Source organism: Enterobacter sp. NFIX58 (assembly GCF_900110475.1).
Taxonomy (GTDB): Bacteria; Pseudomonadota; Gammaproteobacteria; order Enterobacterales; family Enterobacteriaceae; genus Enterobacter; species Enterobacter quasiroggenkampii.
This window is the reverse complement of sequence record NZ_FODW01000002.1, coordinates 714,018-738,272: the sequence shown is the minus strand read 5'-3', so window position 1 is coordinate 738,272 and position 24,255 is coordinate 714,018. Positions and strand designations below refer to the sequence as shown.

The 24,255-nt window shown below is 53.2% G+C and carries 25 protein-coding genes; 17 read left to right on the top strand and 8 right to left on the bottom strand.

Annotation, left to right across the window (positions count from 1 at the left end):
- Window positions 1–75 precede the first annotated feature (75 nt).
- Window positions 76–1,521 (top strand): metalloprotease TldD, encoded by a 1,446-nt coding sequence (gene tldD / locus BMW97_RS13215; protein WP_045910133.1) that lies wholly within the window; start codon window positions 76–78, stop codon window positions 1,519–1,521.
- 46 nt (window positions 1,522–1,567) lie between these two features.
- Here the strand turns inward: tldD and BMW97_RS13210 are convergent, their stop codons facing one another.
- Both BMW97_RS13210 and aaeR read right to left on the bottom strand, forming a co-directional pair.
- Window positions 1,568–2,182 carry a YagU family protein gene (locus BMW97_RS13210; protein WP_032642433.1) on the bottom strand — a complete coding sequence of 205 codons (615 nt, stop codon included), beginning with the start codon at window positions 2,180–2,182 and terminating at the stop codon, window positions 1,568–1,570.
- Window positions 2,183–2,401: 219 nt separating this feature from the next.
- Complete coding sequence (gene aaeR / locus BMW97_RS13205; RefSeq protein WP_023309395.1) at window positions 2,402–3,328, bottom strand: HTH-type transcriptional activator AaeR; 927 nt, start codon at window positions 3,326–3,328, stop codon at window positions 2,402–2,404.
- 179 nt (window positions 3,329–3,507) lie between these two features.
- Between aaeR and aaeX the strand changes: the two genes are divergently transcribed.
- The 5 genes from aaeX to BMW97_RS13180 all read left to right on the top strand — a co-directional run bounded on the left by aaeX (window position 3,508) and on the right by BMW97_RS13180 (window position 8,487).
- Entirely contained in the window at window positions 3,508–3,711 is a 204-nt protein-coding gene (gene aaeX, locus BMW97_RS13200; protein ID WP_003860416.1) for a p-hydroxybenzoic acid efflux pump operon protein AaeX, read from the top strand.
- 7 nt (window positions 3,712–3,718) lie between these two features.
- Entirely contained in the window at window positions 3,719–4,651 is a 933-nt protein-coding gene (aaeA, locus tag BMW97_RS13195; protein ID WP_023309394.1) for a p-hydroxybenzoic acid efflux pump subunit AaeA, read from the top strand.
- A gap of 5 nt (window positions 4,652–4,656) precedes the next feature.
- Window positions 4,657–6,624: a p-hydroxybenzoic acid efflux pump subunit AaeB gene (aaeB, locus tag BMW97_RS13190; protein WP_045910132.1), complete on the top strand. Its 1,968-nt coding sequence runs from the start codon at window positions 4,657–4,659 to the stop codon at window positions 6,622–6,624.
- A gap of 90 nt (window positions 6,625–6,714) precedes the next feature.
- Entirely contained in the window at window positions 6,715–8,169 is a 1,455-nt protein-coding gene (locus BMW97_RS13185; RefSeq protein WP_090392898.1) for an NAD-dependent succinate-semialdehyde dehydrogenase, read from the top strand.
- A 45-nt stretch (window positions 8,170–8,214) separates the two neighbouring features.
- On the top strand, window positions 8,215–8,487 hold the full coding sequence (locus BMW97_RS13180) for a barstar family protein (protein WP_008502839.1): 273 nt from the start codon (window positions 8,215–8,217) through the stop codon (window positions 8,485–8,487).
- A gap of 61 nt (window positions 8,488–8,548) precedes the next feature.
- Here BMW97_RS13180 and yhcN (BMW97_RS13175) read toward each other — a convergent pair whose 3' ends face one another.
- The 3 genes from yhcN (BMW97_RS13175) to argR form a co-directional block, all read right to left on the bottom strand.
- A complete protein-coding gene (gene yhcN / locus BMW97_RS13175) occupies window positions 8,549–8,815 on the bottom strand; it encodes a peroxide/acid stress response protein YhcN (RefSeq protein WP_008502838.1) in 267 nt (88 codons plus the stop codon).
- A gap of 110 nt (window positions 8,816–8,925) precedes the next feature.
- Complete coding sequence (yhcN, locus tag BMW97_RS13170) at window positions 8,926–9,189, bottom strand: peroxide/acid stress response protein YhcN (protein ID WP_045910130.1); 264 nt, start codon at window positions 9,187–9,189, stop codon at window positions 8,926–8,928.
- A 375-nt stretch (window positions 9,190–9,564) separates the two neighbouring features.
- Window positions 9,565–10,035: a transcriptional regulator ArgR gene (argR, locus tag BMW97_RS13165; protein WP_008502836.1), complete on the bottom strand. Its 471-nt coding sequence runs from the start codon at window positions 10,033–10,035 to the stop codon at window positions 9,565–9,567.
- A gap of 397 nt (window positions 10,036–10,432) precedes the next feature.
- Here argR and mdh point away from each other — a divergent pair, with 397 nt between their 5' ends.
- Window positions 10,433–11,371 (top strand): malate dehydrogenase, encoded by a 939-nt coding sequence (gene mdh / locus BMW97_RS13160; protein ID WP_045910129.1) that lies wholly within the window; start codon window positions 10,433–10,435, stop codon window positions 11,369–11,371.
- A 56-nt stretch (window positions 11,372–11,427) separates the two neighbouring features.
- On the opposite strand, the gene degS is transcribed toward mdh, so the two are convergent.
- From degS to zapG, 3 genes are all read right to left on the bottom strand, one after another.
- The gene (gene degS, locus BMW97_RS13155) at window positions 11,428–12,495 is read right to left on the bottom strand and encodes an outer membrane-stress sensor serine endopeptidase DegS (RefSeq protein ID WP_008502834.1); all 1,068 of its coding nucleotides are present in this window, start codon (window positions 12,493–12,495) and stop codon (window positions 11,428–11,430) included.
- Between the two features lie 91 nt (window positions 12,496–12,586).
- Complete coding sequence (degQ, locus tag BMW97_RS13150; RefSeq protein ID WP_045910128.1) at window positions 12,587–13,954, bottom strand: serine endoprotease DegQ; 1,368 nt, start codon at window positions 13,952–13,954, stop codon at window positions 12,587–12,589.
- Window positions 13,955–14,125: 171 nt separating this feature from the next.
- Window positions 14,126–14,524: a Z-ring associated protein ZapG gene (gene zapG, locus BMW97_RS13145; protein ID WP_008502832.1), complete on the bottom strand. Its 399-nt coding sequence runs from the start codon at window positions 14,522–14,524 to the stop codon at window positions 14,126–14,128.
- A gap of 189 nt (window positions 14,525–14,713) precedes the next feature.
- Here zapG and zapE point away from each other — a divergent pair, with 189 nt between their 5' ends.
- The 10 genes from zapE (at window position 14,714) to BMW97_RS13090 (ending at window position 24,227) form a co-directional block, all read left to right on the top strand.
- Window positions 14,714–15,838: a cell division protein ZapE gene (gene zapE, locus BMW97_RS13140; protein ID WP_090392895.1), complete on the top strand. Its 1,125-nt coding sequence runs from the start codon at window positions 14,714–14,716 to the stop codon at window positions 15,836–15,838.
- Window positions 15,839–16,140: 302 nt separating this feature from the next.
- A complete protein-coding gene (gene rplM / locus BMW97_RS13135; RefSeq protein WP_003860434.1) occupies window positions 16,141–16,569 on the top strand; it encodes a 50S ribosomal protein L13 in 429 nt (142 codons plus the stop codon).
- A 15-nt stretch (window positions 16,570–16,584) separates the two neighbouring features.
- On the top strand, window positions 16,585–16,977 hold the full coding sequence (rpsI, locus tag BMW97_RS13130) for a 30S ribosomal protein S9 (RefSeq protein ID WP_003860436.1): 393 nt from the start codon (window positions 16,585–16,587) through the stop codon (window positions 16,975–16,977).
- 308 nt (window positions 16,978–17,285) lie between these two features.
- A complete protein-coding gene (gene sspA / locus BMW97_RS13120; RefSeq protein ID WP_025756674.1) occupies window positions 17,286–17,924 on the top strand; it encodes a stringent starvation protein SspA in 639 nt (212 codons plus the stop codon).
- Between the two features lie 5 nt (window positions 17,925–17,929).
- Window positions 17,930–18,427, top strand: a complete 498-nt coding sequence (gene sspB / locus BMW97_RS13115) for a ClpXP protease specificity-enhancing factor (RefSeq protein WP_045355426.1) — start codon at window positions 17,930–17,932, stop codon at window positions 18,425–18,427.
- 447 nt (window positions 18,428–18,874) lie between these two features.
- The gene (locus BMW97_RS13110; protein ID WP_090392894.1) at window positions 18,875–19,555 is read left to right on the top strand and encodes a DUF1120 domain-containing protein; all 681 of its coding nucleotides are present in this window, start codon (window positions 18,875–18,877) and stop codon (window positions 19,553–19,555) included.
- A 120-nt stretch (window positions 19,556–19,675) separates the two neighbouring features.
- Window positions 19,676–20,380, top strand: coding sequence for a fimbria/pilus chaperone family protein (locus tag BMW97_RS13105; protein ID WP_045910125.1), 705 nt, complete (start codon window positions 19,676–19,678; stop codon window positions 20,378–20,380).
- A 15-nt stretch (window positions 20,381–20,395) separates the two neighbouring features.
- Window positions 20,396–22,810, top strand: a complete 2,415-nt coding sequence (locus BMW97_RS13100) for a fimbrial biogenesis outer membrane usher protein (protein WP_045910124.1) — start codon at window positions 20,396–20,398, stop codon at window positions 22,808–22,810.
- Entirely contained in the window at window positions 22,807–23,367 is a 561-nt protein-coding gene (locus tag BMW97_RS13095) for a DUF1120 domain-containing protein (RefSeq protein WP_045910123.1), read from the top strand. The genes BMW97_RS13100 and BMW97_RS13095 overlap by 4 nt, the downstream gene beginning before the upstream one ends.
- 185 nt (window positions 23,368–23,552) lie before the next feature.
- Complete coding sequence (locus BMW97_RS13090; protein WP_045910122.1) at window positions 23,553–24,227, top strand: DUF1120 domain-containing protein; 675 nt, start codon at window positions 23,553–23,555, stop codon at window positions 24,225–24,227.
- Window positions 24,228–24,255: the final 28 nt, after the last annotated feature.

Genomic DNA, 24,255 nt, shown 5'->3' with positions numbered 1-24,255 from the left:
GGCAGGTAATTGCCTCACTCTCAATAAATACGATCTTTATACCGCCACGGGCGGCAACGAACGAGTAGCAATACGATGAGTCTGAACCTGGTAAGTGAACATTTGCTCGCAGCGAACGGCCTGAGCCATCAGGACCTGTTCTCCATTCTTGGTCAACTGACCGAACGCCGTCTCGACTACGGCGACCTTTATTTCCAGTCGAGCTATCACGAATCCTGGGTTTTAGAAGACAGCATTATCAAAGATGGCTCTTACAACATTGACCAGGGCGTCGGCGTCCGCGCCGTCAGCGGCGAGAAAACCGGTTTTGCCTATGCGGATCAGATTAGCCTCGCCGCACTTGAGCAGAGCGCGCAGGCGGCGCGCACCATTGTGCGTGATACCGGCGATGGGCGTGTGAAAACGCTGGGAGAAGTGCAGCACTCTGCGCTCTATACCAGCATCGATCCGCTGCAGAGCATGAGCCGTGAAGAGAAGCTGGATATCCTGCGTCGCGTGGACAAAGTCGCCCGCGCGGCGGACAAACGCGTGCAGGAAGTCTCAGCCAGCCTGAGCGGTGTGTATGAACTGATTCTGGTGGCGGCAACGGACGGCACCCTGGCGGCTGATGTCCGTCCGCTGGTGCGACTCTCCATCAGCGTGCAGGTCGATGAGGACGGCAAACGCGAGCGCGGCTCAAGCGGTGGCGGCGGTCGTTTTGGCTATGACTGGTTCCTGGGCGACGTTGACGGTGAAGCGCGCGCTGACGCGTGGGCAAAAGAAGCCGTGCGTATGGCGCTGGTGAATCTGAATGCCGTCGCGGCACCGGCGGGGTCATTTCCGGTTGTGCTGGGTGCCGGCTGGCCGGGCGTGCTATTACACGAGGCGGTGGGCCACGGTCTGGAAGGCGATTTTAACCGTCGCGGGACGTCCGTGTTCAGCGGTCAGATCGGGCAACTCGTCTCCTCTGAGCTGTGCACCGTGGTGGATGACGGCACCATGCTTGATCGTCGTGGCTCGGTGGCTATCGACGATGAAGGTACACCAGGTCAGTACAATGTGCTGATTGAAAACGGCGTGCTGAAAGGCTACATGCAGGACAAACTCAACGCGCGCCTGATGGGCGTCGCGCCGACGGGCAACGGACGCCGCGAATCTTACGCGCACCTGCCGATGCCGCGCATGACCAACACGTATATGCTGCCGGGCAAATCCACGCCGCAGGAGATTATCGAATCCGTTGATTACGGTATCTTTGCGCCAAACTTTGGCGGCGGCCAGGTGGACATCACCTCCGGTAAGTTTGTCTTCTCTACCTCAGAAGCGTACCTGATTGAGAAGGGCAAAGTGACCAAAGCGGTGAAAGGTGCGACGCTGATTGGCTCCGGTATAGAAGCCATGCAGCAGATCTCGATGGTCGGTAACGATCTGAAACTGGATAACGGCGTGGGCGTCTGCGGTAAAGAGGGTCAGAGCCTGCCGGTGGGTGTGGGCCAGCCAACGCTGAAAGTGGACAACCTGACGGTAGGCGGCACAGCCTGATCTGAATCGGCATAAAAAATGGCGCTACTGATGTAGCGCCTTTTTTTTAACGTAAGTTACCCAGCGGTATCTCCGGATCCGGCTCGTGTGTGATGCGGTTACGCAAGTCACGACGAATAATTTCGATCGACCAGAACCAGACCAGATGGCCTACGATCTCTGAAACGTGTTCATACCACGGCAGCTCAAACAGCGGCGGCGTCAGCCCCATCAGCGGGAAGGAGATCATATGCACAAAGAGCTGAGCTAACGCACCCGCCAGCAAACCCTGCCAGAGTTTAATTTTCGGGAAGACTTCAGCCACGACACAATAGCCAACAGCGAAGACGATTGAGAAAATAATATGCGTCACGCCAACCCAGTTAAATATATGTCCGGCAAATGTATAAACTGCCGCGTTAGGATCAACAACGCCCAGCCAGTCGCGTAAAAATACATAGGGAGGGTTTAAAAAATTGCGGGAACAGTCAATCTGGCTTGCGGCTCTTATTAATTGCTCGGGTCCACATGCGCCGGTGAATAAGTCGGTGGGGCTGCGTGGTGGAAGTGGTACTTCTGCTCCCCATTTGACAAACGCGGAGACAATCCCTGCAATTAAACCGATGAACGCGGCGAGTCCATAGCGCCTGCGTGAAGGCGGTGTTTGTTCAAATAGATTCATTTCTTTTCCTTGTTTAACGTCATCCTGCGGAATACATTTTATTATTCATATCAGCAACAAATTAATAACAGTCTGACGAGCAGACTGCATATAAAGTAATGGGCTGGCGGCAGTAGTGTCAATTCTCTATTCCTGATAGTGGCGAAGGAATATTCCTGAATCAACAAGGGATTCATCCTGGGAATATTCATTGCCTCTATGCGTTCAGAAATAAATTGATTATTCCTTTCTTCTTCCCCGCATCCCCTGAAACAGCTCCGCCACGTCCACAAAATACTCGGTCAGATAGTTAATACACACCTGGACTTTCAGCGGAAGCTTGTCTTTTTCGGTATACAGGGCGTACACCGGACGCGGATCGGACTGGTAGCGCGGGAAGAGGATCTCCAGCACGCCGCTGTTGATCTCGTTGATCACCCACATCAGCGGCACGTAGGCGATCCCGGCGCCGGCTACCAGCCAGCGCGAAATGGTCATCGGATCGTTGGTGACAAACCGTCCCTCCGGCAGCAGTCGGGTGGAGATCCCCTCCGGGGCAATCAGCTCAAATTCATTGTCGGGCCGCACGCTGTACTCCAGCCACGAGTGGTTGGTGAGGTCGGCGGGTTTCTCCGGCACACCGTACTGGGCCAGATAGCTCTTCGAAGCGCAGACGACCATCGGCATGCTGCCCAGCCGACGCGAGAACAGGCTGGAATCCTGCAGCGCGCCGACGCGGATCACCACGTCCAGACCGTCGGCAATCAGATCCGGCGCCGGGATACCCGTCACCAGATTAACGGTAAGCCCGGGATACTCTTTCAGCATATCCGCCGTCATGGCAGCGAGAACATTTTGTGCCATAGTTGAAGAACACCCGATGCGCAGCGTGCCGATGGGAGTGTTGTTGAAGGCGTAGAGCTGTTCGTGAACATCCTGCACTTCAAGCAGCATACGGCGACAGCCCTGATAGTAAATTTTGCCCGCTTCCGTCAGCCCAATGCTGCGGGTGCTGCGGTTGAGCAGCTTGACCTGAAGCTCATCTTCCAGCTTAGACACCGTCTGGCTGATGGATGAGACGCTCATCTGAAGCTGGCGGGCAGCGGCGGTAAAAGAGCCCAGTTCAACCACTTTGGCGAAGACTGACATGCGTTTTAAACGTTCCATTGTTCACTCTGGCTTAAAAGTGATTTAGATCACATATTATAGATAACAGCATAACAGTTACGTTAATATATTATTTATTACATAACGGCTGCGCCATTCTCGCCCGGCGTTTCTTGCTCTCCTGCGATGGCGTGCGCTAAAAAATTCTGAAGCCTGCACTCTCTCTAATCAAGGTCAACATGAGTCTGTTTCCCGTTATCGTGGTGTTCGGTTTGTCCTTCCCACCGATATTTTTCGAGCTTCTTTTATCACTGGCGATCTTCTGGCTGGTGCGCAAGGTGCTGGTCCCTACCGGGATCTACGATTTCGTCTGGCACCCTGCATTGTTCAATACCGCGCTGTATTGCTGCCTGTTCTACCTGATATCGCGCATGTTTGTCTGAGGTTGATGTGAAAACGCTAACAAGAAAAATCTCCCGCACTGCCATCACCATGGCGCTGGTTATCCTCGCCTTCATCGCTATTTTCCGCGCCTGGGTCTATTACACCGAATCACCGTGGACGCGTGATGCACGCTTCAGCGCCGATGTGGTGGCGATCGCCCCTGACGTGGCCGGTCTTATCACGGCGGTCAACGTACACGATAACCAACTGGTGAAAAAAGATCAGGTTCTGTTCACCATCGACCAGCCTCGTTACCAGAAAGCACTGGAAGAGGCGGAAGCGGACGTGGCCTATTACCAGGCGCTGGCTGCGGAGAAACGCCGCGAAGCTGGCCGCCGTAACCAGCTTGGCGTTCAGGCAATGTCCCGTGAAGAGATTGATCAGTCCAACAACGTGCTGCAAACCGTGCTGCACCAGCTGGCGAAAGCACAAGCAACGCGCGATCTGGCGAAGCTCGATCTGGAGCGTACCGTGATCCGCGCACCGTCTGATGGCTGGGTGACCAACCTTAACGTCTATGCCGGGGAATTTATTACCCGTGGCTCAACCGCCGTGGCGCTGGTGAAACAGAACTCCTTCTACGTACTCGCCTATATGGAAGAGACCAAGCTGGAAGGCGTACGTCCGGGCTATCGGGCAGAAATCACGCCGCTGGGCAGCAACCGCGTCTTTAAAGGTACCGTCGACAGCGTCGCCGCAGGGGTGACCAACTCCAGCAGTTCGAACGATGCAAAAGGAATGGCAACGGTGGATTCCAATCTCGAGTGGGTGCGTTTGGCCCAGCGCGTTCCGGTCCGTATCCATCTGGACGAACAGCAGGGCAACCTGTGGCCTGCGGGTACCACGGCGACGGTGGTGATTACCGGTGAAAAAGATCGGGATGCCAGCCAGGACTCGTTCTTCCGTAAAATCGCCCACCGTCTGCGCGAGTTTGGTTAATCGCTATGGGCATCTTTTCCATCGCCAGCCAGCACATTCGCTTCGCCGTGAAGCTGGCGTGTGCCATTGTGCTGGCGCTGTTTGTTGGCTTTCACTTCCAGCTTGAAACCCCTCGCTGGGCAGTGCTGACGGCTGCGATTGTCGCGGCGGGCCCGGCCTTTGCTGCGGGTGGGGAACCCTATTCAGGCGCGATCCGCTATCGCGGGATGCTGCGTATCATCGGGACGTTTATCGGCTGTTTCGCGGCGCTCACCATTATTATTCTGATGATCCGCACGCCGCTGCTGATGCTGATGGTGTGCTGTATCTGGGCGGGCTTTTGCACCTGGATCTCGTCTCTGGTGAAAGTGGAGAACTCCTACGCCTGGGGGCTGGCGGGCTATACCGCGCTGATTATTATCATCACCATCCAGTCCGAGCCGCTGCTGGCTCCGCAGTTTGCGGTGGAGCGATGCAGCGAAATTGTCATTGGTATCGTGAGTGCGATTGTCGCGGACCTGCTGTTCTCCCCGCGCTCCATCAAGCAGGAAGTCGACCGTGAGCTTGACGCGCTGATTGTCGCTCAGTACCAACTGATGCAGCTCTGCATCAAGCACGGCGACAGCGAAGAGGTGGATAAAGCCTGGAGCGGGCTGGTTCGCCGCACGCAGGCGCTGGAGGGGATGCGCAGCAATCTCAATATGGAGTCGTCACGCTGGGCCCGCGCTAACCGTCGTCTGAAAGCCCTTAATACAGTCTCGTTAACGCTGATTACCCAGGCATGTGAAACCTATCTGATTCAGAACACCCGGCCGGAAGCGGTCACCGATACCTTCCGCGAACTGTTCGCCGAGCCGGTGGAAACGGTGCAGGACGTGCACAAGCAGCTGAAGCGTATGCGCAGGGTGATCGCCTGGACAGGGGAGCGCGACACGCCGGTAACCATCTACACCTGGGTCGGCGCCGCGACGCGCTACCTGCTGCTGAAACGCGGCGTGATCGGAAATACCAAAATCAGCGCGGCGGAAGAAGAGGTGCTGCAGGGCGAAGTGGTGATCAAGGCGGAATCCGCCGAGCGCCATCACGCGATGGTTAACTTCTGGCGTACGACGCTCGCCTGTATGCTCGGCACGCTGTTCTGGCTGTGGACGGGCTGGACGTCCGGCAGCGGCGCGATGGTGATGATTGCCGTCGTGACCGCACTGGCGATGCGTCTGCCTAATCCGCGTATGGTCGCCATCGATTTCTTGTACGGCACCATTGCCGCCCTGCCGATAGGCGCGCTCTACTTTCTGGTCATCATCCCGTCGACGCAGCAGAGCATGCTGCTGCTCTGTATTAGTCTGGCGGTGATGGCGTTCTTTATCGGCATTGAAGTGCAAAAGCGACGTCTGGGATCGCTGGGGGCGCTGGCGAGTACGATTAACATCATCGTGCTCGATAACCCGATGACCTTCCATTTCAGCCAGTTCCTCGACAGTGCGTTAGGTCAGCTGGTGGGCTGTTTCCTGGCAATGATGGTGATTCTGCTGGTCCGCGATAATTCGCAGGCAAGAACGGGCCGCGTGCTGTTGAACCAGTTTGTGTCGGCCGCCGTGTCGTCGATGACAACCAACACCGCGCGCCGTAAAGAGAACCATCTGCCCGCGCTCTACCAGCAGCTGTTTTTACTGCTGAACAAGTTCCCGGGCGATATCGGCAAGTTCCGGCTGGCGCTGACCATGATCATTGCACACCAGCGTCTGCGTAACGCACCGGTGCCGATCAACGACGATCTGTCGGCCTGGCACCGCCAGTTGCGTCGTACCGCTGACCACGTGCTTTCTGCCAGCAGTGATGACAAACGACGTCGCTACTTTACGCAACTGCTTGAAGAGCTCGATATCTACCAGGAGAAGCTTAAAACCTGGGAAGCGCCGCCTCAGGTGACCGAGCCGGTAGGACGGCTGGTGTTTATGCTGCATCGCTACCAGAATGCCCTCACGGATAGCTGACCGAAGTAAAAAAACCGACGCCAAAAGCGTCGGTTTTTTTGTGGCTATACTTATTCCAGCACGTTCTTACATTTCAGGAAGGGAGGACACATGACGACCCAAGCGCTTCAGGATCACATCCTTTTTCAGACCGGTTATCTGGTCAACGGAATCTGGAAAACGCTGGACACGACCTTCGATGTGCTTAACCCCGCAACCGGGGAAGTCATCGCGAAAGTCGCCAAAGCGGGTAAAGCCCAAACCGAAGACGCTATCGCAGCGGCCACCAAAGCCTTCCCGGCCTGGCGTGCCAAAACCGCGAAAGAACGCTCGGCGATTCTTTATCGCTGGTACGAACTGATCATTGAGAATAAAAACTGGCTCGGGCAGTTAATGACCACCGAGCAGGGTAAGCCGCTGAAAGAGGCCGAAGGCGAGGTGGAGTACGCTGCCAGCTTTATCCAGTGGTTTGCCGAAGAGGCCAAGCGCGCGAACGGTGAAATTATTCCGCCGATCAAACCCGGCTCGCGCATTCTGGCGACCCGTGAACCCATTGGCGTGGTCGCGGCGATAACGCCGTGGAACTTCCCGATGGCCATGCTCACCCGCAAGTTAGGCCCGGCGCTGGCTGCAGGGTGTACCGGTGTGATCAAACCGGCCAATAACACGCCGCTCAGTGCCTTTGCGCTGCTTACCCTGGCAAAACAGGCTGGCGTGCCCGACGGCGTGCTCAACGCTGTGGCCGGGAATACGCATGAAATCAGCGATGCGATTATGGCAAGCCGCGACGTGCGTAAAATCTCCTTTACCGGCTCGACCTCCGTCGGCAAAACGCTGGTGCGTAATGCTGCCGAAACCATGAAAAAAGTCTCGATGGAGCTGGGGGGAAATGCCCCGTATATCGTTTTTGAGGATGCAGACATCGACGCGGCGGTGAAGGGGGCGATTGCCAACAAGTTCCGCAATGCCGGGCAGGTCTGCGTCAGCGTGAACCGTTTTTATATTCAGGAAACCGTCTACGACAAGTTTGTGAATAAACTGGCCGATGCCGTGAAGGCGCTCAAGGTGGGGAATGGCCTTGACGAGGGCGTTGTCGTCGGGCCGCTGATTGAATCTGCTGCGGTCGACAAGGTGCGTGAGCATGTCGACGATGCCGTCTCTCGGGGGGCAACCGTACTGGCAGGGGGTAAGCCCCATCCGCTTGGCGGGAATTTCTGGATGCCAACCGTGCTGGGCGACTGCCATGAAGGCATGAAGCTGGCAGAAGAAGAGACGTTTGGCCCGGTTGCGGCATGTTTCCGTTTCACCTCGGAAGATGAAGTTATCCAGCGTGCCAATAACACGCCCTATGGGCTGGCGGCTTACTTCTATACCCAGAATCTCTCACGTGTTTTCCGCGTTTCGCAGGCCATCGAGAGTGGGATGATCGGCATTAACGAGTGTGCCGTCTCCACGGAGCTGGGGCCCTTTGGCGGCGTAAAAGAGTCAGGCCTGGGTCGTGAGGGCTCCGTGCTGGGCCTGGAAGAGTACCTGGAAGTGAAAACCCTTCACATCGGGGGATTATAATAGACAGGGCGGCATCTGCCGCTCGCCTGGACTGGGTGGCTGGCAATGAAAACCTATACTTTTGATTTTGACGAGATCGACAGTCAGGAAGACTTCTACCGCGAATTTATCCGGGTGTTTGATCTTGAACGGGAAAGCGTGACGAATCTGGATACGCTGTGGGACGTGGTGACCGGGAGTCTGCTGCCGCTACCGCTGGAAATTGAGTTCATCCATTTGCCCGATAAGCTGCGCAGACGCTTTGGCGCACTGATATTACTGTTCGATGAAGCGGAAGAAGAGCTGGAAGGGCAGCTGCGTTTTAACGCGCGGCACTGAATGAAAAAAGCCCCTGACCATGAGGCCAGGGGCAAGTCGTATGATGAGATACGACGAGGGTTTATTTATACAGTTCTGCAGTTGCATGCCAGTGGTCACCCTGATTCAGTTCGGTGACGCGATAGCTGCTGGCACCCGCTTTTTCAGCTTTGGCAGCCAGTTCGTGACGGATATCCATCGGAGAGCCGGTAACAGACGTCACGGAGATGCTGCCCATAGGCTGCAGATTTTGTGCCTGGTCGGCATTCACCTGCTGTACGGCTGCGCTTGCGCCGAAAGAGAGAACAGATGCCAGACCGAGGGTTGCGATGATCAATTTGGTTTTCATAGTCTTTACTCCTGAATAGGGTTTTTGCTCAACGGCGAGAAGGGTTGAACCGCTATTTTTATGCCTGGTGCCGTTGAGTGGAGATTTACGTTTTCAGTTATTGCTCAAACTTATTTGTACAGCTCAGCGGTGGCGTGCCAGTGGGCACCAGAACGCGCTTCGATGATGCGGTAGGATGACGCACCCTTTTCTTCCGCTTTTTTGTTCAGCATCTCACGCATGTCCATTGGCGATGTGCCGACCGCGCCGACAGAAACCGTACCGATGGTCTCGCGTGATTGCGCCTGATCAGCATTGATAGCGTCAGCCGCGAAAGCACCGAATGACAGGACAGACAGGACGCTCAGCGCCGCTACAGTTGATTTGATTTTCATGATTTTTACCTCGTCGAATTTTTTAGTGGGGTCTTGTTTCGTGACCCTCATCACAAAATCAAGTATACACTAATAACGGTAAAAATTAATACCAGACTAATGGTTTCTATTGTTATTACGTGTTAACCACTCAGTTTTTTATAACCAAATTGCATAATATTGGACATTTTTTGCGCATTTATGTTGGTTATATCTAAGAAAATCATATGGATATCAGCTTTTGATTTTTTGTGCGATTTTTTGATTTAGCATTCACCAGATGAATGTTAATGGGCGGTAAAAAGCACTATTTGTTAAAGTCAGGGGCAGTGGAAAAGAGGGGGAAACGGCGTGGGGGCAGAACGATCCCCGCAGCGGCGCTACGGGGAAAGGGGATTAGAGTTCCTGTTCGAACAGAACCAGAATCGCTTCGTGGAGATCTTTAACGGAGAAACCGCTAGCCGGCGTGGTGAAGATGGTGTCATCGCCAGCGATAGTCCCGAGGATGCCTTCCGTTTTACCTAACGAGTCCAGCATGCGGGCAATCAGCTGTGCGGCTCCAGGGCTTGTGTGGATCACCACAACGGCGTCGTTGTAGTCGATATCCAGAACCAGATTCTTCAGCGGGCTGGAGGTGGTCGGCACGCCAAGTTCCGCCGGCAGGCAATAGACCATCTCCATCTTGGCGTTACGGGTACGCACCGCGCCAAATTTCGTTAACATGCGGGAGACTTTCGACTGATTGATGTTATCGAAGCCTTGTTCCTGCAGCGCCTGAACAATTTCTCCCTGAGAACTGAATTTCTCTTCTTTAAGTAGCGCTTTAAACGCCTTGACTAATTCTTCTTGCTTAGACGAGCTTCGCATAAGTCACCCGGAATATGACGATAGAAACAACATTATTATGCATGTGGATGAATTTTTATGCAAATTATCTACTCAGCGCCAGGCTGAAATAATGTTATGAAAGGGAGTGATTTTATCAGAATTCGTTATCAGAAAACATGCCTGGGTCACGCCGCGCAAATAAGCTTAAAAGTAAATTAAATGTTATCAAAATGATGTTGTTTTGGTGGCGGGGCAGGGTGTATTGTAACCACCTCTTAATTCGTCGCCGTCTGTCGTCAGAGCGTCTTCTGAAGAGAGATAAAGTCGCGTGACCTCAAATTCTTTAGCTACGAAAATTGTAATTATTTACTTGCTGAATTATGGTCGCCGCAACGGATTTACAGATACTTAAGTTAACCATAATAAGGAGTTTAGGATGAAAGTCGCAGTCCTCGGCGCTGCTGGTGGTATCGGCCAGGCGCTTGCCCTACTACTGAAAACCCAACTGCCTTCAGGCTCAGAACTCTCCCTGTACGATATTGCTCCGGTAACCCCAGGTGTGGCGGTTGACCTGAGCCACATCCCAACTGCTGTAAAAATCAAAGGCTTCTCCGGTGAAGATGCGCGTCCTGCACTGCAGGGTGCCGACGTGGTGCTGATTTCTGCAGGCGTGGCGCGTAAGCCAGGCATGGATCGTTCAGACCTGTTCAACGTCAACGCGGGCATCGTGAAAAACCTGGTGCAGCAGATTGCCGAAATCTGCCCGAAAGCGTGCATCGGTATTATCACTAACCCGGTGAACACCACCGTTGCTATCGCGGCAGAAGTGCTGAAGAAAGCGGGCGTTTACGACAAAAACAAACTGTTCGGCGTAACCACGCTGGATATCATCCGCTCCAACACCTTCGTTGCTGAGCTGAAGGGCAAACAGCCAACAGAAGTGGAAGTGCCGGTCATCGGCGGTCACTCTGGCGTTACCATCCTGCCTCTGCTGTCGCAGATCCCAGGCGTGAGCTTCACAGAGCAGGAAGTGGCTGACCTGACCAAACGCATCCAGAACGCGGGCACCGAAGTGGTGGAAGCGAAGGCGGGTGGCGGTTCTGCAACTCTGTCTATGGGCCAGGCGGCTGCACGTTTCGGTCTGTCACTGGTTCGCGCGCTGCAGGGCGAGAAAGGTGTTGTTGAATGCGCTTACGTTGAAGGCGATGGCGAGCACGCTCGCTTCTTCTCTCAGCCGCTGCTGCTGGGTAAAAATGGTATCGAAGAGCGTAAATCCATTGGCAAGCTGAGCGCGTTTGAGCAACACGCGATGGAAGGCATGCTGGATACGCTGAAGAAAGATATCACCCTGGGTGAAGAGTTCGTTAACAAGTAATACGAACCGTCCCCCGGCAAAAAAACGGAGCTTATCGCTCCGTTTTTTTATGCCTGTCAGTTTGTTGCCGGGTATTCCTGAATGGTGACTTGCAGCGTCAGTTTCTTATCGTTGCGCATGACTTCAACTGGGATGATAGAGCCCGGGCGAATTTCTGCCACCTGGTCCATCGTCTCCAGCGCAGAAACCGCTGGCGTGCCGTTGACCGACACAATGACGTCATTGACCTGAATCCCTGCGTTGGCCGCCGGACCCCCTGGCGCCACCTCGTTCACCACGATGCCCTGGATCTGATCGATACCGCCACCCTGGGTATGCATCGGCGCAATTTCGCGGCCACCGATACCGATATAGCCACGGATCACGCGTCCGTCACGGATCAGCTTATCCATAATTTTGGTCGCCAGCTGGAACGGAATGGCAAAGCCGATCCCTTCCGGCGTCTCACCGTCGTTACTCTTATCGAACGACAGGGTGTTGATGCCCATCAGTTCGCCCAGCGAGTTGACCAGCGCACCGCCGGAGTTACCGTGGTTGATGGAGGCATCGGTTTGCAGGAAGTTCTGCCGCCCGGAGGGGTTCAGACCAATACGGCCGGTCGCGCTGATGATCCCCTGAGTGATGGTCTGGCCCAGGTTGTAAGGGTTACCAATCGCCAGGACGACGTCGCCTATATGCGGGGTACGTTTACGGTTGATCGGGATGACCGGCAAACCGCCCGTGGCGTTAATCTTCAGGACGGCGAGGTCGGTCAGGCTGTCAGAGCCAACGAGTAATGCCTCAAAAACGCGGCCATCCTGCAGGGCGACGATGATCTGGTCGGCATCGTTTATCACGTGCTTGTTGGTAATAATGTAGCCGCGCTCGTCCATGATCACGCCGGAGCCGAGCGTGCGGATCTCCAGTTGGTTGTGGGCTGAGGTATTCAGGCCACGGTTATAGACGTTAACCACGGCAGGTGCGGCTCGGCGAACGGCCTGATTATAAGTGGCCGGTGTTTCATCCGTGCTATCGAACTGGGGAGCCGACAGTTTATTGAACTGACGTAAAGACGGCAGCGCCAGCAGCAGCAGGCCAGCGACAATCAAACCGATGACAATAGAACGTAAGAGCTTTAAAAGCATGATGCGCGTGTCGTTAAAAAAGGAACGATTTGCAGCATAACATGAGTTATCCGGACATCACACGCAGCGGTGATGTCCGGGTCGCAAATGCTTAGCGCAACAGAATATAGATAGACTCATTGCCGCGCATGACCTGCAGGGCAATAACCGCTGGTTTACTCTCCAGCACCTTGCGCAGTTCGGCAATGGACTGCACGCGATTGCGGTTTACGCCAATGATCACATCTTCCTGATGCAACCCGGCCTGAGCAGCAGGGCTGCTCTTTTCAACGGTGTCGATGCGAATGCCTTTCGTACCGTCCTTCAGCTGTCCATCGCTCAGCGTCGCACCCTGCAGCGCCGGGGCGATCAGCTCCGCACTGGCAGAGGAGGAGGTGCTCTTATCCAGCGTCACTTCAACGTTCAGCGGTTTACCGTCACGGATCAGACCCAGCTTCACTTTGGCGCCGGGTTCGGTGGTGGCTATCCGCGAGCGCAACTCGGCAAAGCTGCTCAGCGGCTTGTCGTTGAGGCTGACGATCACATCGCCCGATTTGATACCTGCTTTTGCCGAGCCGGAGTTAGGCAGCACTTCACTGACAAACGCCCCGCGCTGAACGTTGATGTTGAACGCTTTTGCGATATCCGCGCTCATCTCCATACCTTTAATACCCAGCAGCCCGCGTTTGATTTCACCGAACTGAATGAGCTGCTGTGCCAGCGTTTTGGCCATGTTGCTGGGAATCGCAAAACCGATCCCAATGCTGCCGCCGCCCGGGGCCAGAATCGCCGTGTTGATCCCAATCAGCTCACCGTTAAGGTTGAGCAATGCCCCGCCGGAGTTCCCGCGGTTGATTGAGGCATCGGTCTGGATAAAGTTTTCCAGCCCTTCCAGATTGAGGCCGCTACGTCCCAGCGCGGAGACGATCCCGGAGGTGGCGGTTTGCCCTAAGCCAAAGGGGTTGCCTACGGCGACGGCAAAGTCGCCGACGCGCAGTTTGTCGGAATCCGCGATGGCAATCTGGGTCAGGTTGCTCGGGTTTTGCACCTGCAGCAGCGCGATGTCGCTCTGGTCATCGCCGCCAATCAGTTTGGCATCAAATTCGCGGCCATCGTTTAGCTGGACGCTGATTTTATCGGCCTGGCTGATGACATGATTGTTAGTCAGAATATATCCTTTTGCCGCATCGATAATGACGCCAGACCCCAGGCCTTCAAAAGGCTGGGCCTGCTGGTCGGGAGACTCATCACCAAAATACTTCTTCAGTTCTTCAGGGACGCGTTGGCTTTGTACCGCCGTGCCTTCAACCTGAACGCTGACGACTGCAGGCAACACTTTTTCCAGCATGGGTGCAAGGCTTGGAATGGCCGCCTGGCCAGGCACCTGGGAGGGAATGGCGGCAAATACAGGAACGGACGCCGAGAGAGATAACCCGACACTTAACGCGATAGCGCTCAACAGCTGGTTTTTTTTCTTCATCGATGTTGACTCTCGTAACCTGGAATAAAGGAAAAACGGCCCCAAAAACACGTTGATGTTATTGAATTTTAAACCGCTGAACAATGAGGTGTTTAACTAAATGATAGCTGGGGTCATGAAGAAAGGACGGGCGCAATCGCTGCGCCCGTAAAATAAATTCAGGTTGTGCGATTAATCGCGTTTTACACCGCCACGCAGCAGGCCGGACGCGCCGTCTGAATAGTCGCGAGGCATCTGAACGGGCGCCTGATCGTTACCGGCCTCAGAGTCTGCCAGACGGTTGCGGAATGGGTTGGTTTCCGCCGTCATTTCCGGCAGCAGGCTGCTGGAGCTTTTTGCCATATGCTGATACAGCTGACGATAGTCGGTCGCCATGTTGTCCAGCAGCTCGGCGCTACGGGCAAAATGGCTGACCAGCTCTTCACGATACTCTTCCAGCTCGGCTTTGTTCTTTTCCAGTTCGTACTGCAGTGACTGCTGCTGACGCAATTTGCGATTACCGAAACGCATGGCCACAGCACCAATGACGATGCCGACGACTAAACCGATTAGCGCATATTCCCAGGTCATGAACTTCTCCCGTTGTCTTGTTGTTCCGTAGGGTGTTGGCTCGGCTCCTGCCTGTGCCTGATAATGCCACTATAACCGCTATTTCCGTAGAAGTGGAATCCTGACGTATCATCGCGTAGTGTAGAACGGCCTTTTTTTCATCAGTCACGTCTGCTGGTGAGCGTTAATTGAAGGAATAACAATAAGATTATGCAAAACCTGTCCCCTGCATCGCGATATCAACTGGCCCTTAACGAGGGTACCCATCAGCCGGATGACGTTCAACGTGAGGCGGTAAGCCGTCTGGAGATGATTTATCAGGAACTCACGGCCAAACCCGCTGAAACCGAACAGAATGGCGGGCTAAAGGCGGCATTTGGGCGGTTGCTCGGAAAAAAAGCGCCACAGGCTCACGCGCCGGTGCGCGGTTTATATATGTGGGGCGGGGTCGGTCGCGGAAAAACCTGGCTGATGGACATGTTCTACCAGAGCCTGCCGGGGGAGCGTAAACAGCGTCTGCACTTCCACCGCTTTATGCTGCGGGTGCATGAAGAGCTGACTGCGCTGCAGGGTAAAAGCGATCCGCTGGAGATTGTGGCCGACCGGTTCAAGGCGGAAACGGACGTGCTCTGCTTCGATGAATTTTTTGTGTCTGACATCACCGATGCCATGCTGTTAGGCGGCCTGATGAAGGCGTTATTTGCCCGCGGGATTACGCTGGTGGCTACGTCGAATATCCCGCCGGACGATCTGTACCGCAACGGCCTGCAGCGGGCACGCTTCCTGCCCGCCATCGACGCCATTAAGCAGCACTGCGACATTATGAATGTTGATGCCGGTGTCGATTATCGTCTGCGCACGTTAACCCAGGCGCACCTGTGGCTCTCGCCGTTAAATGCAGAGACCACCCGCGAGATGGATACACTCTGGCTGGCGCTGGCGGGGGCAAAACGCGAGCACGCCCCGGAACTTGAGATTAACCATCGTCCGTTGCCTACGCTCGGCGTTGAAAACCAAACGCTGGCGGTCTCCTTTACGACGCTCTGTGTCGACGCCCGTAGCCAGCACGACTACATTGCGCTTTCGCGTCTGTTCCACACCGTGATGGTGCTGGATGTACCGGTGATGACGCGGCTGATGGAGAGCGAGGCGCGGCGCTTCATTGCGCTGGTGGACGAGTTTTATGAGCGCCACGTCAAGCTGGTGGTTAGCGCCGAGGTTCCTTTATATGAGATCTACCAGGGCGAGCGGCTGAAGTTTGAGTTCCAGCGCTGCCTGTCTCGACTGCAAGAGATGCAGAGCGAGGAATACCTGAAGCTGGAGCATATGCCGTAATAAATGCCACCCTCTCCCTGAGAAGGGAGCCTTGTAGGCCGGGTAAGGCGCAGCCGCCACCCGGCATTTTCAGCCCCCTCGAAAAACCCATTCCAAATCACATTTAAGGGTCGATCTTTGACCTCAACTTCTCTATAATCTTGCGACCCCACGTTACGAGAAGGTTTTTTTCCCGAAACTTTCTATGTGTCGGCATGAGCTATTCGAAGGGGTAGGTTTGCCGGACTTTGTCGTGTGAACCTCAACTGACTAAACGTTTGGGTGTTCACCAACGTGTAACTTATTATTTGGGTAAGCTTTTAATGAAAACTTTTACAGCTAAACCAGAAACCGTACAGCGCGACTGGTATGTTGTTGACGCGACCGGTAAAACTCTGGGCCGTCTGGCTACTGAACTGGCTCGTCGCCTGCGCGGTAAGCACAAAGCGGAATACACTCCGCACGTTGATACCGGTGATTACATCATCGTTCTGAACGCTGATAAAGTTGCTGTAACCGGCAACAAGCGTACTGACAAAATGTACTACCACCACACCGGCCACATCGGTGGTATCAAAGAAGCGACCTTTGAAGAGATGATTGCTCGCCGTCCTGAGCGTGTGATTGAAATCGCGGTTAAAGGCATGCTGCCAAAAGGCCCGCTGGGTCGTGCTATGTTCCGTAAACTGAAAGTTTACGCAGGCAACGAGCACAACCACGCGGCACAGCAACCGCAAGTTCTTGACATCTAATCGGGATTATAGGCAATGGCTGAAAATCAATACTACGGCACTGGTCGCCGCAAAAGTTCCGCAGCTCGCGTTTTCATCAAACCGGGCAGTGGTAAAATCGTAATCAACCAGCGTTCTCTGGAACAGTACTTCGGTCGCGAAACTGCCCGCATGGTAGTTCGCCAGCCGCTGGAACTGGTTGATATGGTAGAAAAACTGGATCTGTACATCACCGTTAAAGGTGGTGGTATCTCCGGTCAGGCAGGTGCGATCCGTCACGGTATCACCCGCGCTCTGATGGAGTACGACGAATCCCTGCGTTCTGAACTGCGTAAAGCTGGCTTCGTTACTCGTGACGCGCGTCAGGTTGAACGTAAGAAAGTGGGTCTGCGTAAAGCACGTCGTCGTCCACAGTTCTCCAAACGTTAATCCATTCTGCTTACGCAGAACGATTGGCGAAAAACCCGCTTCGGCGGGTTTTTTTATGGATAATGCGCAGGTTATCCACAATATCCATGCATATATCTTCTCTTTTTCCACATTTCCAGAATCCCCTCACCACAAAGCCATCAAAATCTGGTAAACTATCATCCAATTTTCTGCCCAAATATCGGTGAATACTCGATTTTTGTTCGATTCTTGAACAATGTGTCTTCTCTGGGATGGGCGATACAACATCTGGCTGGCCCCTGTTGGGCTGGTAGCAGTAAAAATTCTGAATATACCTGGAGGTTTTCATGGCTGTCGCTGCCAACAAACGTTCGGTAATGACGCTGTTTTCTGGTCCTACTGACATTTATAGCCATCAGGTTCGTATCGTGCTGGCCGAGAAGGGTGTCAGTTTTGAGATCGAGCATGTGGAAAAGGATAACCCGCCTCAGGATCTGATCGATCTCAACCCGAGCCAAAGCGTACCGACGCTGGTGGATCGCGAGCTGACCCTGTGGGAATCCCGTATCATTATGGAATATCTGGATGAACGTTTCCCACATCCGCCGCTGATGCCTGTTTACCCTGTTGCGCGTGGTGAAAGCCGCCTGTACATGCAGCGTATCGAGAAAGACTGGTATTCGCTGATGAACGTGATTACCAGCGGATCCGCTGCCGAAGCCGACGCTGCGCGTAAGCAACTGCGTGAAGAGCTGCTGGCAATCGCCCCGGTGTTTGGTCAGAAGCCGTTCTTCCTGAGCGATGAGTTCAGCCTGGTAGACTGCTACCTGGCACCGCTGCTGTGGCGTCTGCCAACCCTGGGCGTAGAGTTCAGCGGTCCTGGCGCGAAAGAGCTGAAAGGCTACATGACTCGCGTATTCGAACGCGACTCTTTCCTGGCATCTTTAACTGAACCGGAACGTGAAATGCGTCTCGGCCGAGGCTAATGACTGTGGAAATGTCACAACTTACCCCACGCCGTCCGTATCTGCTGCGCGCCTTCTATGAATGGCTGCTGGATAACCAGCTCACGCCGCACCTGGTTGTGGATGTGACGTTGCCGGGCGTGCTGGTTCCAATGGAATACGCACGTGACGGACAGATCGTACTGAACATCGCCCCGCGCGCGGTGGGTAACCTGGAACTGGCGAACGATGAAGTGCGCTTCAACGCGCGTTTCGGCGGCGTACCGCGTCAGGTTTCCGTGCCGTTGGCCGCTGTGCTGGCTATCTACGCCCGTGAAAACGGGGCGGGTACTATGTTTGAGCCGGAAGCGGCGTATGATGAAGAGGTTGCCAGCCTGAATGATGACAATGCATCTGATGAGCGCGAAAGCGACACGGTGATGTCACTTATCGATGGCGACAAACCCGATCATCACGACGACAATGACCCTGATGACGATCCGCCTCCGCGCGGTGGTCGCCCGGCGCTACGCGTCGTCAAATAAATCCCTTTGTCGTCCGTTTATAAAAGCCAGTGATTCACTGGCTTTTTTCTTTATATCCATCAACCGCTGCAACATTTTTAAATAAGCATTGTTTATATCTCTTATTTCTTTATTGTCTGGTTAATAATTAACTAGATTTATAAATGGTGTGAATCAATGAGGTGTAAAGTAATATCAAAGCGCTGAGAAAAGTAAAGTTAAAATCAGAGTAGTATTCTTTTTTTGATGTTAATCTCTTTTTTAAATGGGTAATTCCTTAATAAATTAAGGAAAAGATCAGTTTTTCGTTATCCTTAATAGAATCGTTAATTTTGCTAAATTGCATGTATTTATAAAAACAATACTATGTGCACATGCTGACAAGCATGACGACAATCAGTAACTGGTAAAGGTATTTATCATTACTGGATTAAATATTGCAATTACTCATATGTTAAGGATTAACAAGTGAAAAAAGTTTTACTCGCGACTGCGCTTTCTCTGTGTGTGACATCAGCATTTGCTGCAGACCCTTCAGCGGTACTGAAGGTTAAAGGTACGCTGACGAATGCAGCATGTACACCCGTTCTGAGCAACGGTGGTACTGTTGACTACGGTACAATTAACCTGGGCGATCTGAGTGCGACTGCAACCAACCAGTTGGGCCAGAAAAATATCGACCTGACCATTAACTGCACCGCGGCAACAAAAGTGTCCTGGAATATGGTTGACGACCGCGTGGATTCTAACGCGAACCTGACTGTAGCAAACGGTCAGTTTGGTGGTGGCTCTCAAGGTAGCGGCACTGGCCAAACTTACGGTGTGGGCAAAACCGAAGGTGGCGTTAACATCGGTACTTACGCTATGTTTGTTAAAGCAGACAGCGTAACGGCTGATGGTGCTGCGGCAGATCCAATCTATCAGCAGAACGCAACGGGTAACTGGACCAAAACCACCAATGGTTCTACTCAGGGCAGCCATATTCGTGACTTCACCGTCGCGTCTACGGGTACTCTGGACCCGCTGGCTTTCCAGACCGCGACCTTCCCACTGGTGACCTCACTGGCTGTTCAGAACACCGCAACTCTGGCGATTACCGATGATACTCAGCTTGACGGTCAGTTGACCATCAGCCTGCGTTATCTGTAAGACTTTATTGAGTAAAAGTAATTTTAAAATAATCCAGAGAGTGAATGTTCTGCATTTACTCTCTTTTTAACAGCGCGATAAACATGGAATGTTCTGTTGGGCTATCAAGGAGATAATATTATGCAATGCGTAAAATCGAATATATTTAAAACACTTTTCACCCTCGCTTTATTTTCTACCCATTTTGCAGTACATGCAGAAGGTATGGTGCCGGAAACCAGCCTGCTGATTATTGATGAAGCCACGCACAGCGGTACCATCAACGTAAAAAATACAGATTCACATCCATCCCTTTTATATACAAACGTGGTTGACCTGCCGGATGATCAGGGGCTTAAGCTGATCGTCACGCAGCCTGTAGTTCGCCTTGAACCCGGTCAAACGCAGCAGCTTCGTTTTATTTTGCAAAGCAAGCAACCGCTGGACGTTGAGCATTTCAAACGCGTAACGTTTGACGGCATTCCGCCAAAAAATGACGATAAAAAAATTAAAATTGGTATTAACATCCGCCAGGATATTCCAGTGCTAATACGCCCGGCTACGCTGGGGGTTGTGACGGACGCATGGAAATACCTCAAATGGTCAACCGTCGGGTCGTCTGTAAAAGTCACCAATCCAAGTAAGTACGTTGTCCGTCTGGCACAAAAAGTCGTATTACAGCCTTCAGGCGCAAACGCCACGCTTTCCAAAACTTACCTTCTGCCTGGTGAGACGATGACGGCTGCGTTGAATAAAACTACCAGTGGTGACAGCCACGTTAAATTTTTCCCGGCCAGCCGCTATGGCGTTGAAGTGCCGAGCTTTACCTCTGAATTAAATAAATAAAATAGGGATAAAACGGTGAATAAAAAAAGCCGTATTGCACTTTGTGTCCGCGCAGTTCTCTGCGGCACCTTGCCTCTGATGATGTTTGACTCCGCTTCCGTACTTGCAAGGGAAGTGACGTTTGATACGGGAGTAATGAAAACGCTGGGGTTAACGAGCGATTTGAACCATTACTTCGCTGAAGCACCGCGTTTTCTGCCCGGAACCCATTCCGTGAACGTCAAAGTGAATGGTGAAGATCGCGGCATGGCCGCCGTCCGTTTCGATAAGGACGGCGTGCTGTGTTTTGATAACGATCTGCTTGATTTCGCCGGTCTTATGCCGGTTCCGCTGAAGGCAGGCGAGGCGTGCCATGACATCCGTGACGATTACCCGAAAGCGGTGATCAACGCGTTGCCAAACCAGGAAGCCGTTGAGTTATACCTGCCGCCTGAAGCGGTAAACAGCCTGTCGTCGGATATCCGAAACTTCCAGCACGGCGGTGCCGCCGGGATGCTCAACTATTCGCTGTTCAGTACCCGTAACGAATATGGCGGTAGCGACAATTCCCGCTACTCGCAGGCCAATCTGGAAGCGGGTTTCAACGCTTTTGACTGGTCGCTTCGCAGTAATTACATCCTGACGGATGACAATGGCAAGAAAAATGCCGACAGCATTTACACCTATGCGGAGCATGTTTTTGTCCCGCAGAAGTTAACCATGCAGGTCGGTGAAATTAACGCCCTGTCTAATGTGTTGAGCGGCATACCCATTACCGGCATCCAGCTTATGCCGACCAACGGGCTGACAAGAGACGGTAGCGGCGTCAGCGTGTCCGGCATTGCCCGTTCTTCCCAGGCTCGCGTGGAGATTCGCCAGAATAATCAGCTGATTTTCAGTACGCTCGTGCCCGCGGGGCCATTTACGCTGGATGACGTCCCGATTGCGCGTAACAACGTCGATTTGGACGTTTCCGTCGTGGAGTCTGACGGCTCAACGAATCACTTTATTGTTCCTGCAGCCGCCGTGAAGCAGCGCAACCTTTCACGCCCGCAGGGGCTTACCGTGTCAGCGGGTCAGGTGCGCAGCATCGACAGCGACTACAGCGATCCGCTGGTGATGAACGTGTCCGACGGCTGGCGCATTTTCCCGTGGATGAACCTTCTGGCCTCCGGTACTGCCGCTCAGGATTACCAGGCGGCTGGCGGTCGCACCGATTTTCTGATCAACGACCTCTGGTCTGTCTCCACGACGGTTGCGGCAAGCCAGGAATCGTTTGGTGACAGCAACAGTGGCCTTAAAACCGAGCTGGGAAGCGACCTTACGCTTTCCTCCCATGTCTCGCTTTCCACCAGCGCGACGCACTACAGCGGCGGCTATCGTGAGATGGCAGAAGCAATGGACGACGATTACCAGGGATACGATAACGCCTATTCCGGCAGCGTACATTTTTCATCCGATCTGGCAGGCGTTTTCTCAGCAGGCTTCAACTACAACCAGAGCAGCGGGGACTATGAAGATTCCCGCTATCTGCTGCTGTCGTGGGGTAAGACGTTCAAATATGCCAGCGTGACTGCCAACTGGCAAAGCGCCGTGGGCAACGTCGATGACGATCAGGACGATGAAATGCTGTACATCAACGTCAGCATTCCATTGAGTCCAGGGCAATCTGTGAGCACCTACATGCGCAAGCAGGGCGACAATACCACTTACGGTGTCGCCAACAGCGGCTCACTGGGCGACAACACGCACTACTATATCGCCGCGGATCGTGACCAGTCCTCCAGTGATAATAGCTTCAACGGTAACATCAACACCAACCTGCACTATACCCAGCTGAGCGTGGGTGGCGGCACCAGCGGTGATAATCAGCGTAACTATAACGCCACCCTGGCGGGCGGCATCGCTATGCACAAAAATGGCGTGACGTTCTCGCCGTATGCGATTCGCGATACCTTTGCCATTGCCAGACTGAGCGAGAAGAAAAGCGGGGTAGAAATCGCCACGCCACAGGGTACGGTCTGGACCGATGCCTGGGGGCAGGCGGTCGTACCTTCGCTTAACGAGTGGCGCAATTCGCGTATTGAAGTGGATGCCAACAAGCTGCCGCAGAATATGACGCTGGCAAACGGCACCCGATATATCGCCGCAGGTCACGCTTCAGTCAGCGAGCTTGACTTCAGGGTGCTAAACAGCCGTCGTGTGATGCTGCGTATGAAGCAAGCCGATGGTCAGCCGCTGAAAAAAGGGCTGACGGTCGTGGATGAGAAGGGCAACTACATTGTTACGGTCGTTGATGATGGTCATGTCTTTATCAACGATGCGGATCAGCTATCGGCGCTCTACGCCATGGATGCCAACAACAATCGTCTGTGCAAACTCGATTTCGCTCTTCCAGAGAAACGCGATGAAGATGCCTTCTATGAAGAAGTAAACGGAGTATGCCGATGAATTATCAACAAACAGTTGGATTAACCGCGCTGGGGATACTTTTCTTCGCGGCGACTGCACATGCGGAAGATTGCCAAATAACGCTCTCGCAGCCGGTGGTGGATTACCACGAAATGCGTCGAGATAATATCGATAAAACCCAGCAGAACTGGCACAAAATGGCGGACCGTACCCTCAACGTTAACGTTTACTGTCCGCAGCCGCAGCAAATGGCGGTGTTGCTGCAGGGGACGGCAGGCGATAAAGGGCGCTTCACATTCGGCCAGTCTGGCGGGATGGCGGTGAAAATCGATGAGATGACCGTTGACGGTAAAAATTATACCGTCGGTAAAACGGTCGACCAGCTCAATTTTACTCCGCAAAGCGGCACGCCTTCGCCGTTTTGTGTGCGTAATAATGAAGCGGTTATTGCGGTTGATAATAATCAGGTGCCTTCAGGCCAGCAGATGAATTTCCGGGTGACGCTATCACCCGTGCTGGATGACAATGCGTTTAGCCGCATCACCGATCAAACCGCACTGGAAAGTGATTTAACCTGGACCCTGCTGACGAAGTAGCGGTTCGGGTAATAAATAAAAATCATGAAGAGAAAATAAGCTTCATTATTTTTATCGTCGATGAAATGAATATTTTTATCCTTTCTGATAAGTGAATGCGTTGTGAGGAAAGATATATATTCATTTAACGGCACGAATGCCGTAATTGGTTTGTTATAAATAGATTAAACGTTAAGGATTAACGAATGAAAAAAGTATGGCTTGCAACTGTTCTGTCTCTTTGTGTCTCTTCTGCATTTGCAGCTGACCCGAGCGCCGTTTTGAAGTTAAAAGGTACGTTAACTAACTCGTCCTGTACCCCAACGCTGAGCGGTGGTGGCACCATTGACTACGGCACCGTCAATCTGGGCTCGCTGAGCGCCACCGCAGTTAACCAACTGGGACAAAAAGACTTCTCCCTGACGATTAACTGCCAGGCGCCTATCAAAGTGGGCTTTAGCGTGAATGATGACCGTAGCGGCACGGCGGCGAATGTGGTCGTTAAAAACGGTACCGTAGCCGGTGTTGACGTCCTCCAGCCGGTAAACCTGTTTGGCGTAAATACCACGGCAGGCAACGTGAAGATTGGTAACTACAGCATGTTTGTTAAAACCGACAGCGTAACGGCAGATGGTAATGCAGTCGGAGTGACATACAGCTCAGATAATGGAACGTCCTGGTCTAACGTAGGTTCGCTGATGCAGAACAACGCCAGTGAAATTGTAACTGTTGCAACCACCGGAGAAACGGCACCACTGGCCTTTACTCAGGCCGTTGTACCAATGGCTATTTCGCTTGCGATTCAGGACACCACGACGCTGGCAATTACCGATGATACCAGCATTGATGGGCAGGCAACTTTTACGCTGAAATATCTGTAATTTATATTTTAATTACGCTTTATTTAAC

Bases quoted from the DNA above. Each gene is read 5' to 3' on its own strand.
- sspA (WP_025756674.1), top strand. From the start codon at position 17,286: ATGGCTGTCGCTGCCAACAAACGTTCGGTAATGACGCTGTTTTCTGGT.
- zapE (WP_090392895.1), top strand. From the start codon at position 14,714: ATGCAAAACCTGTCCCCTGCATCGCGATATCAACTGGCCCTTAACGAG.
- aaeB (WP_045910132.1), top strand. From the start codon at position 4,657: ATGGGCATCTTTTCCATCGCCAGCCAGCACATTCGCTTCGCCGTGAAG.
- aaeR (WP_023309395.1), bottom strand. From the start codon at position 3,328: ATGGAACGTTTAAAACGCATGTCAGTCTTCGCCAAAGTGGTTGAACTG.
- yhcN (WP_008502838.1), bottom strand. From the start codon at position 8,815: ATGAAAACCAAATTGATCATCGCAACCCTCGGTCTGGCATCTGTTCTC.
- aaeX (WP_003860416.1), top strand. From the start codon at position 3,508: ATGAGTCTGTTTCCCGTTATCGTGGTGTTCGGTTTGTCCTTCCCACCG.
- rplM (WP_003860434.1), top strand. From the start codon at position 16,141: ATGAAAACTTTTACAGCTAAACCAGAAACCGTACAGCGCGACTGGTAT.
- degQ (WP_045910128.1), bottom strand. From the start codon at position 13,954: ATGAAGAAAAAAAACCAGCTGTTGAGCGCTATCGCGTTAAGTGTCGGG.
- degS (WP_008502834.1), bottom strand. From the start codon at position 12,495: ATGCTTTTAAAGCTCTTACGTTCTATTGTCATCGGTTTGATTGTCGCT.
- tldD (WP_045910133.1), top strand. From the start codon at position 76: ATGAGTCTGAACCTGGTAAGTGAACATTTGCTCGCAGCGAACGGCCTG.
- BMW97_RS13180 (WP_008502839.1), top strand. From the start codon at position 8,215: ATGAAAACCTATACTTTTGATTTTGACGAGATCGACAGTCAGGAAGAC.
- BMW97_RS13210 (WP_032642433.1), bottom strand. From the start codon at position 2,182: ATGAATCTATTTGAACAAACACCGCCTTCACGCAGGCGCTATGGACTC.
- BMW97_RS13090 (WP_045910122.1), top strand. From the start codon at position 23,553: ATGAAAAAAGTATGGCTTGCAACTGTTCTGTCTCTTTGTGTCTCTTCT.
- BMW97_RS13095 (WP_045910123.1), top strand. From the start codon at position 22,807: ATGAATTATCAACAAACAGTTGGATTAACCGCGCTGGGGATACTTTTC.
- mdh (WP_045910129.1), top strand. From the start codon at position 10,433: ATGAAAGTCGCAGTCCTCGGCGCTGCTGGTGGTATCGGCCAGGCGCTT.
- argR (WP_008502836.1), bottom strand. From the start codon at position 10,035: ATGCGAAGCTCGTCTAAGCAAGAAGAATTAGTCAAGGCGTTTAAAGCG.
- yhcN (WP_045910130.1), bottom strand. From the start codon at position 9,189: ATGAAAATCAAATCAACTGTAGCGGCGCTGAGCGTCCTGTCTGTCCTG.
- BMW97_RS13185 (WP_090392898.1), top strand. From the start codon at position 6,715: ATGACGACCCAAGCGCTTCAGGATCACATCCTTTTTCAGACCGGTTAT.
- rpsI (WP_003860436.1), top strand. From the start codon at position 16,585: ATGGCTGAAAATCAATACTACGGCACTGGTCGCCGCAAAAGTTCCGCA.
- zapG (WP_008502832.1), bottom strand. From the start codon at position 14,524: ATGACCTGGGAATATGCGCTAATCGGTTTAGTCGTCGGCATCGTCATT.
- BMW97_RS13105 (WP_045910125.1), top strand. From the start codon at position 19,676: ATGCAATGCGTAAAATCGAATATATTTAAAACACTTTTCACCCTCGCT.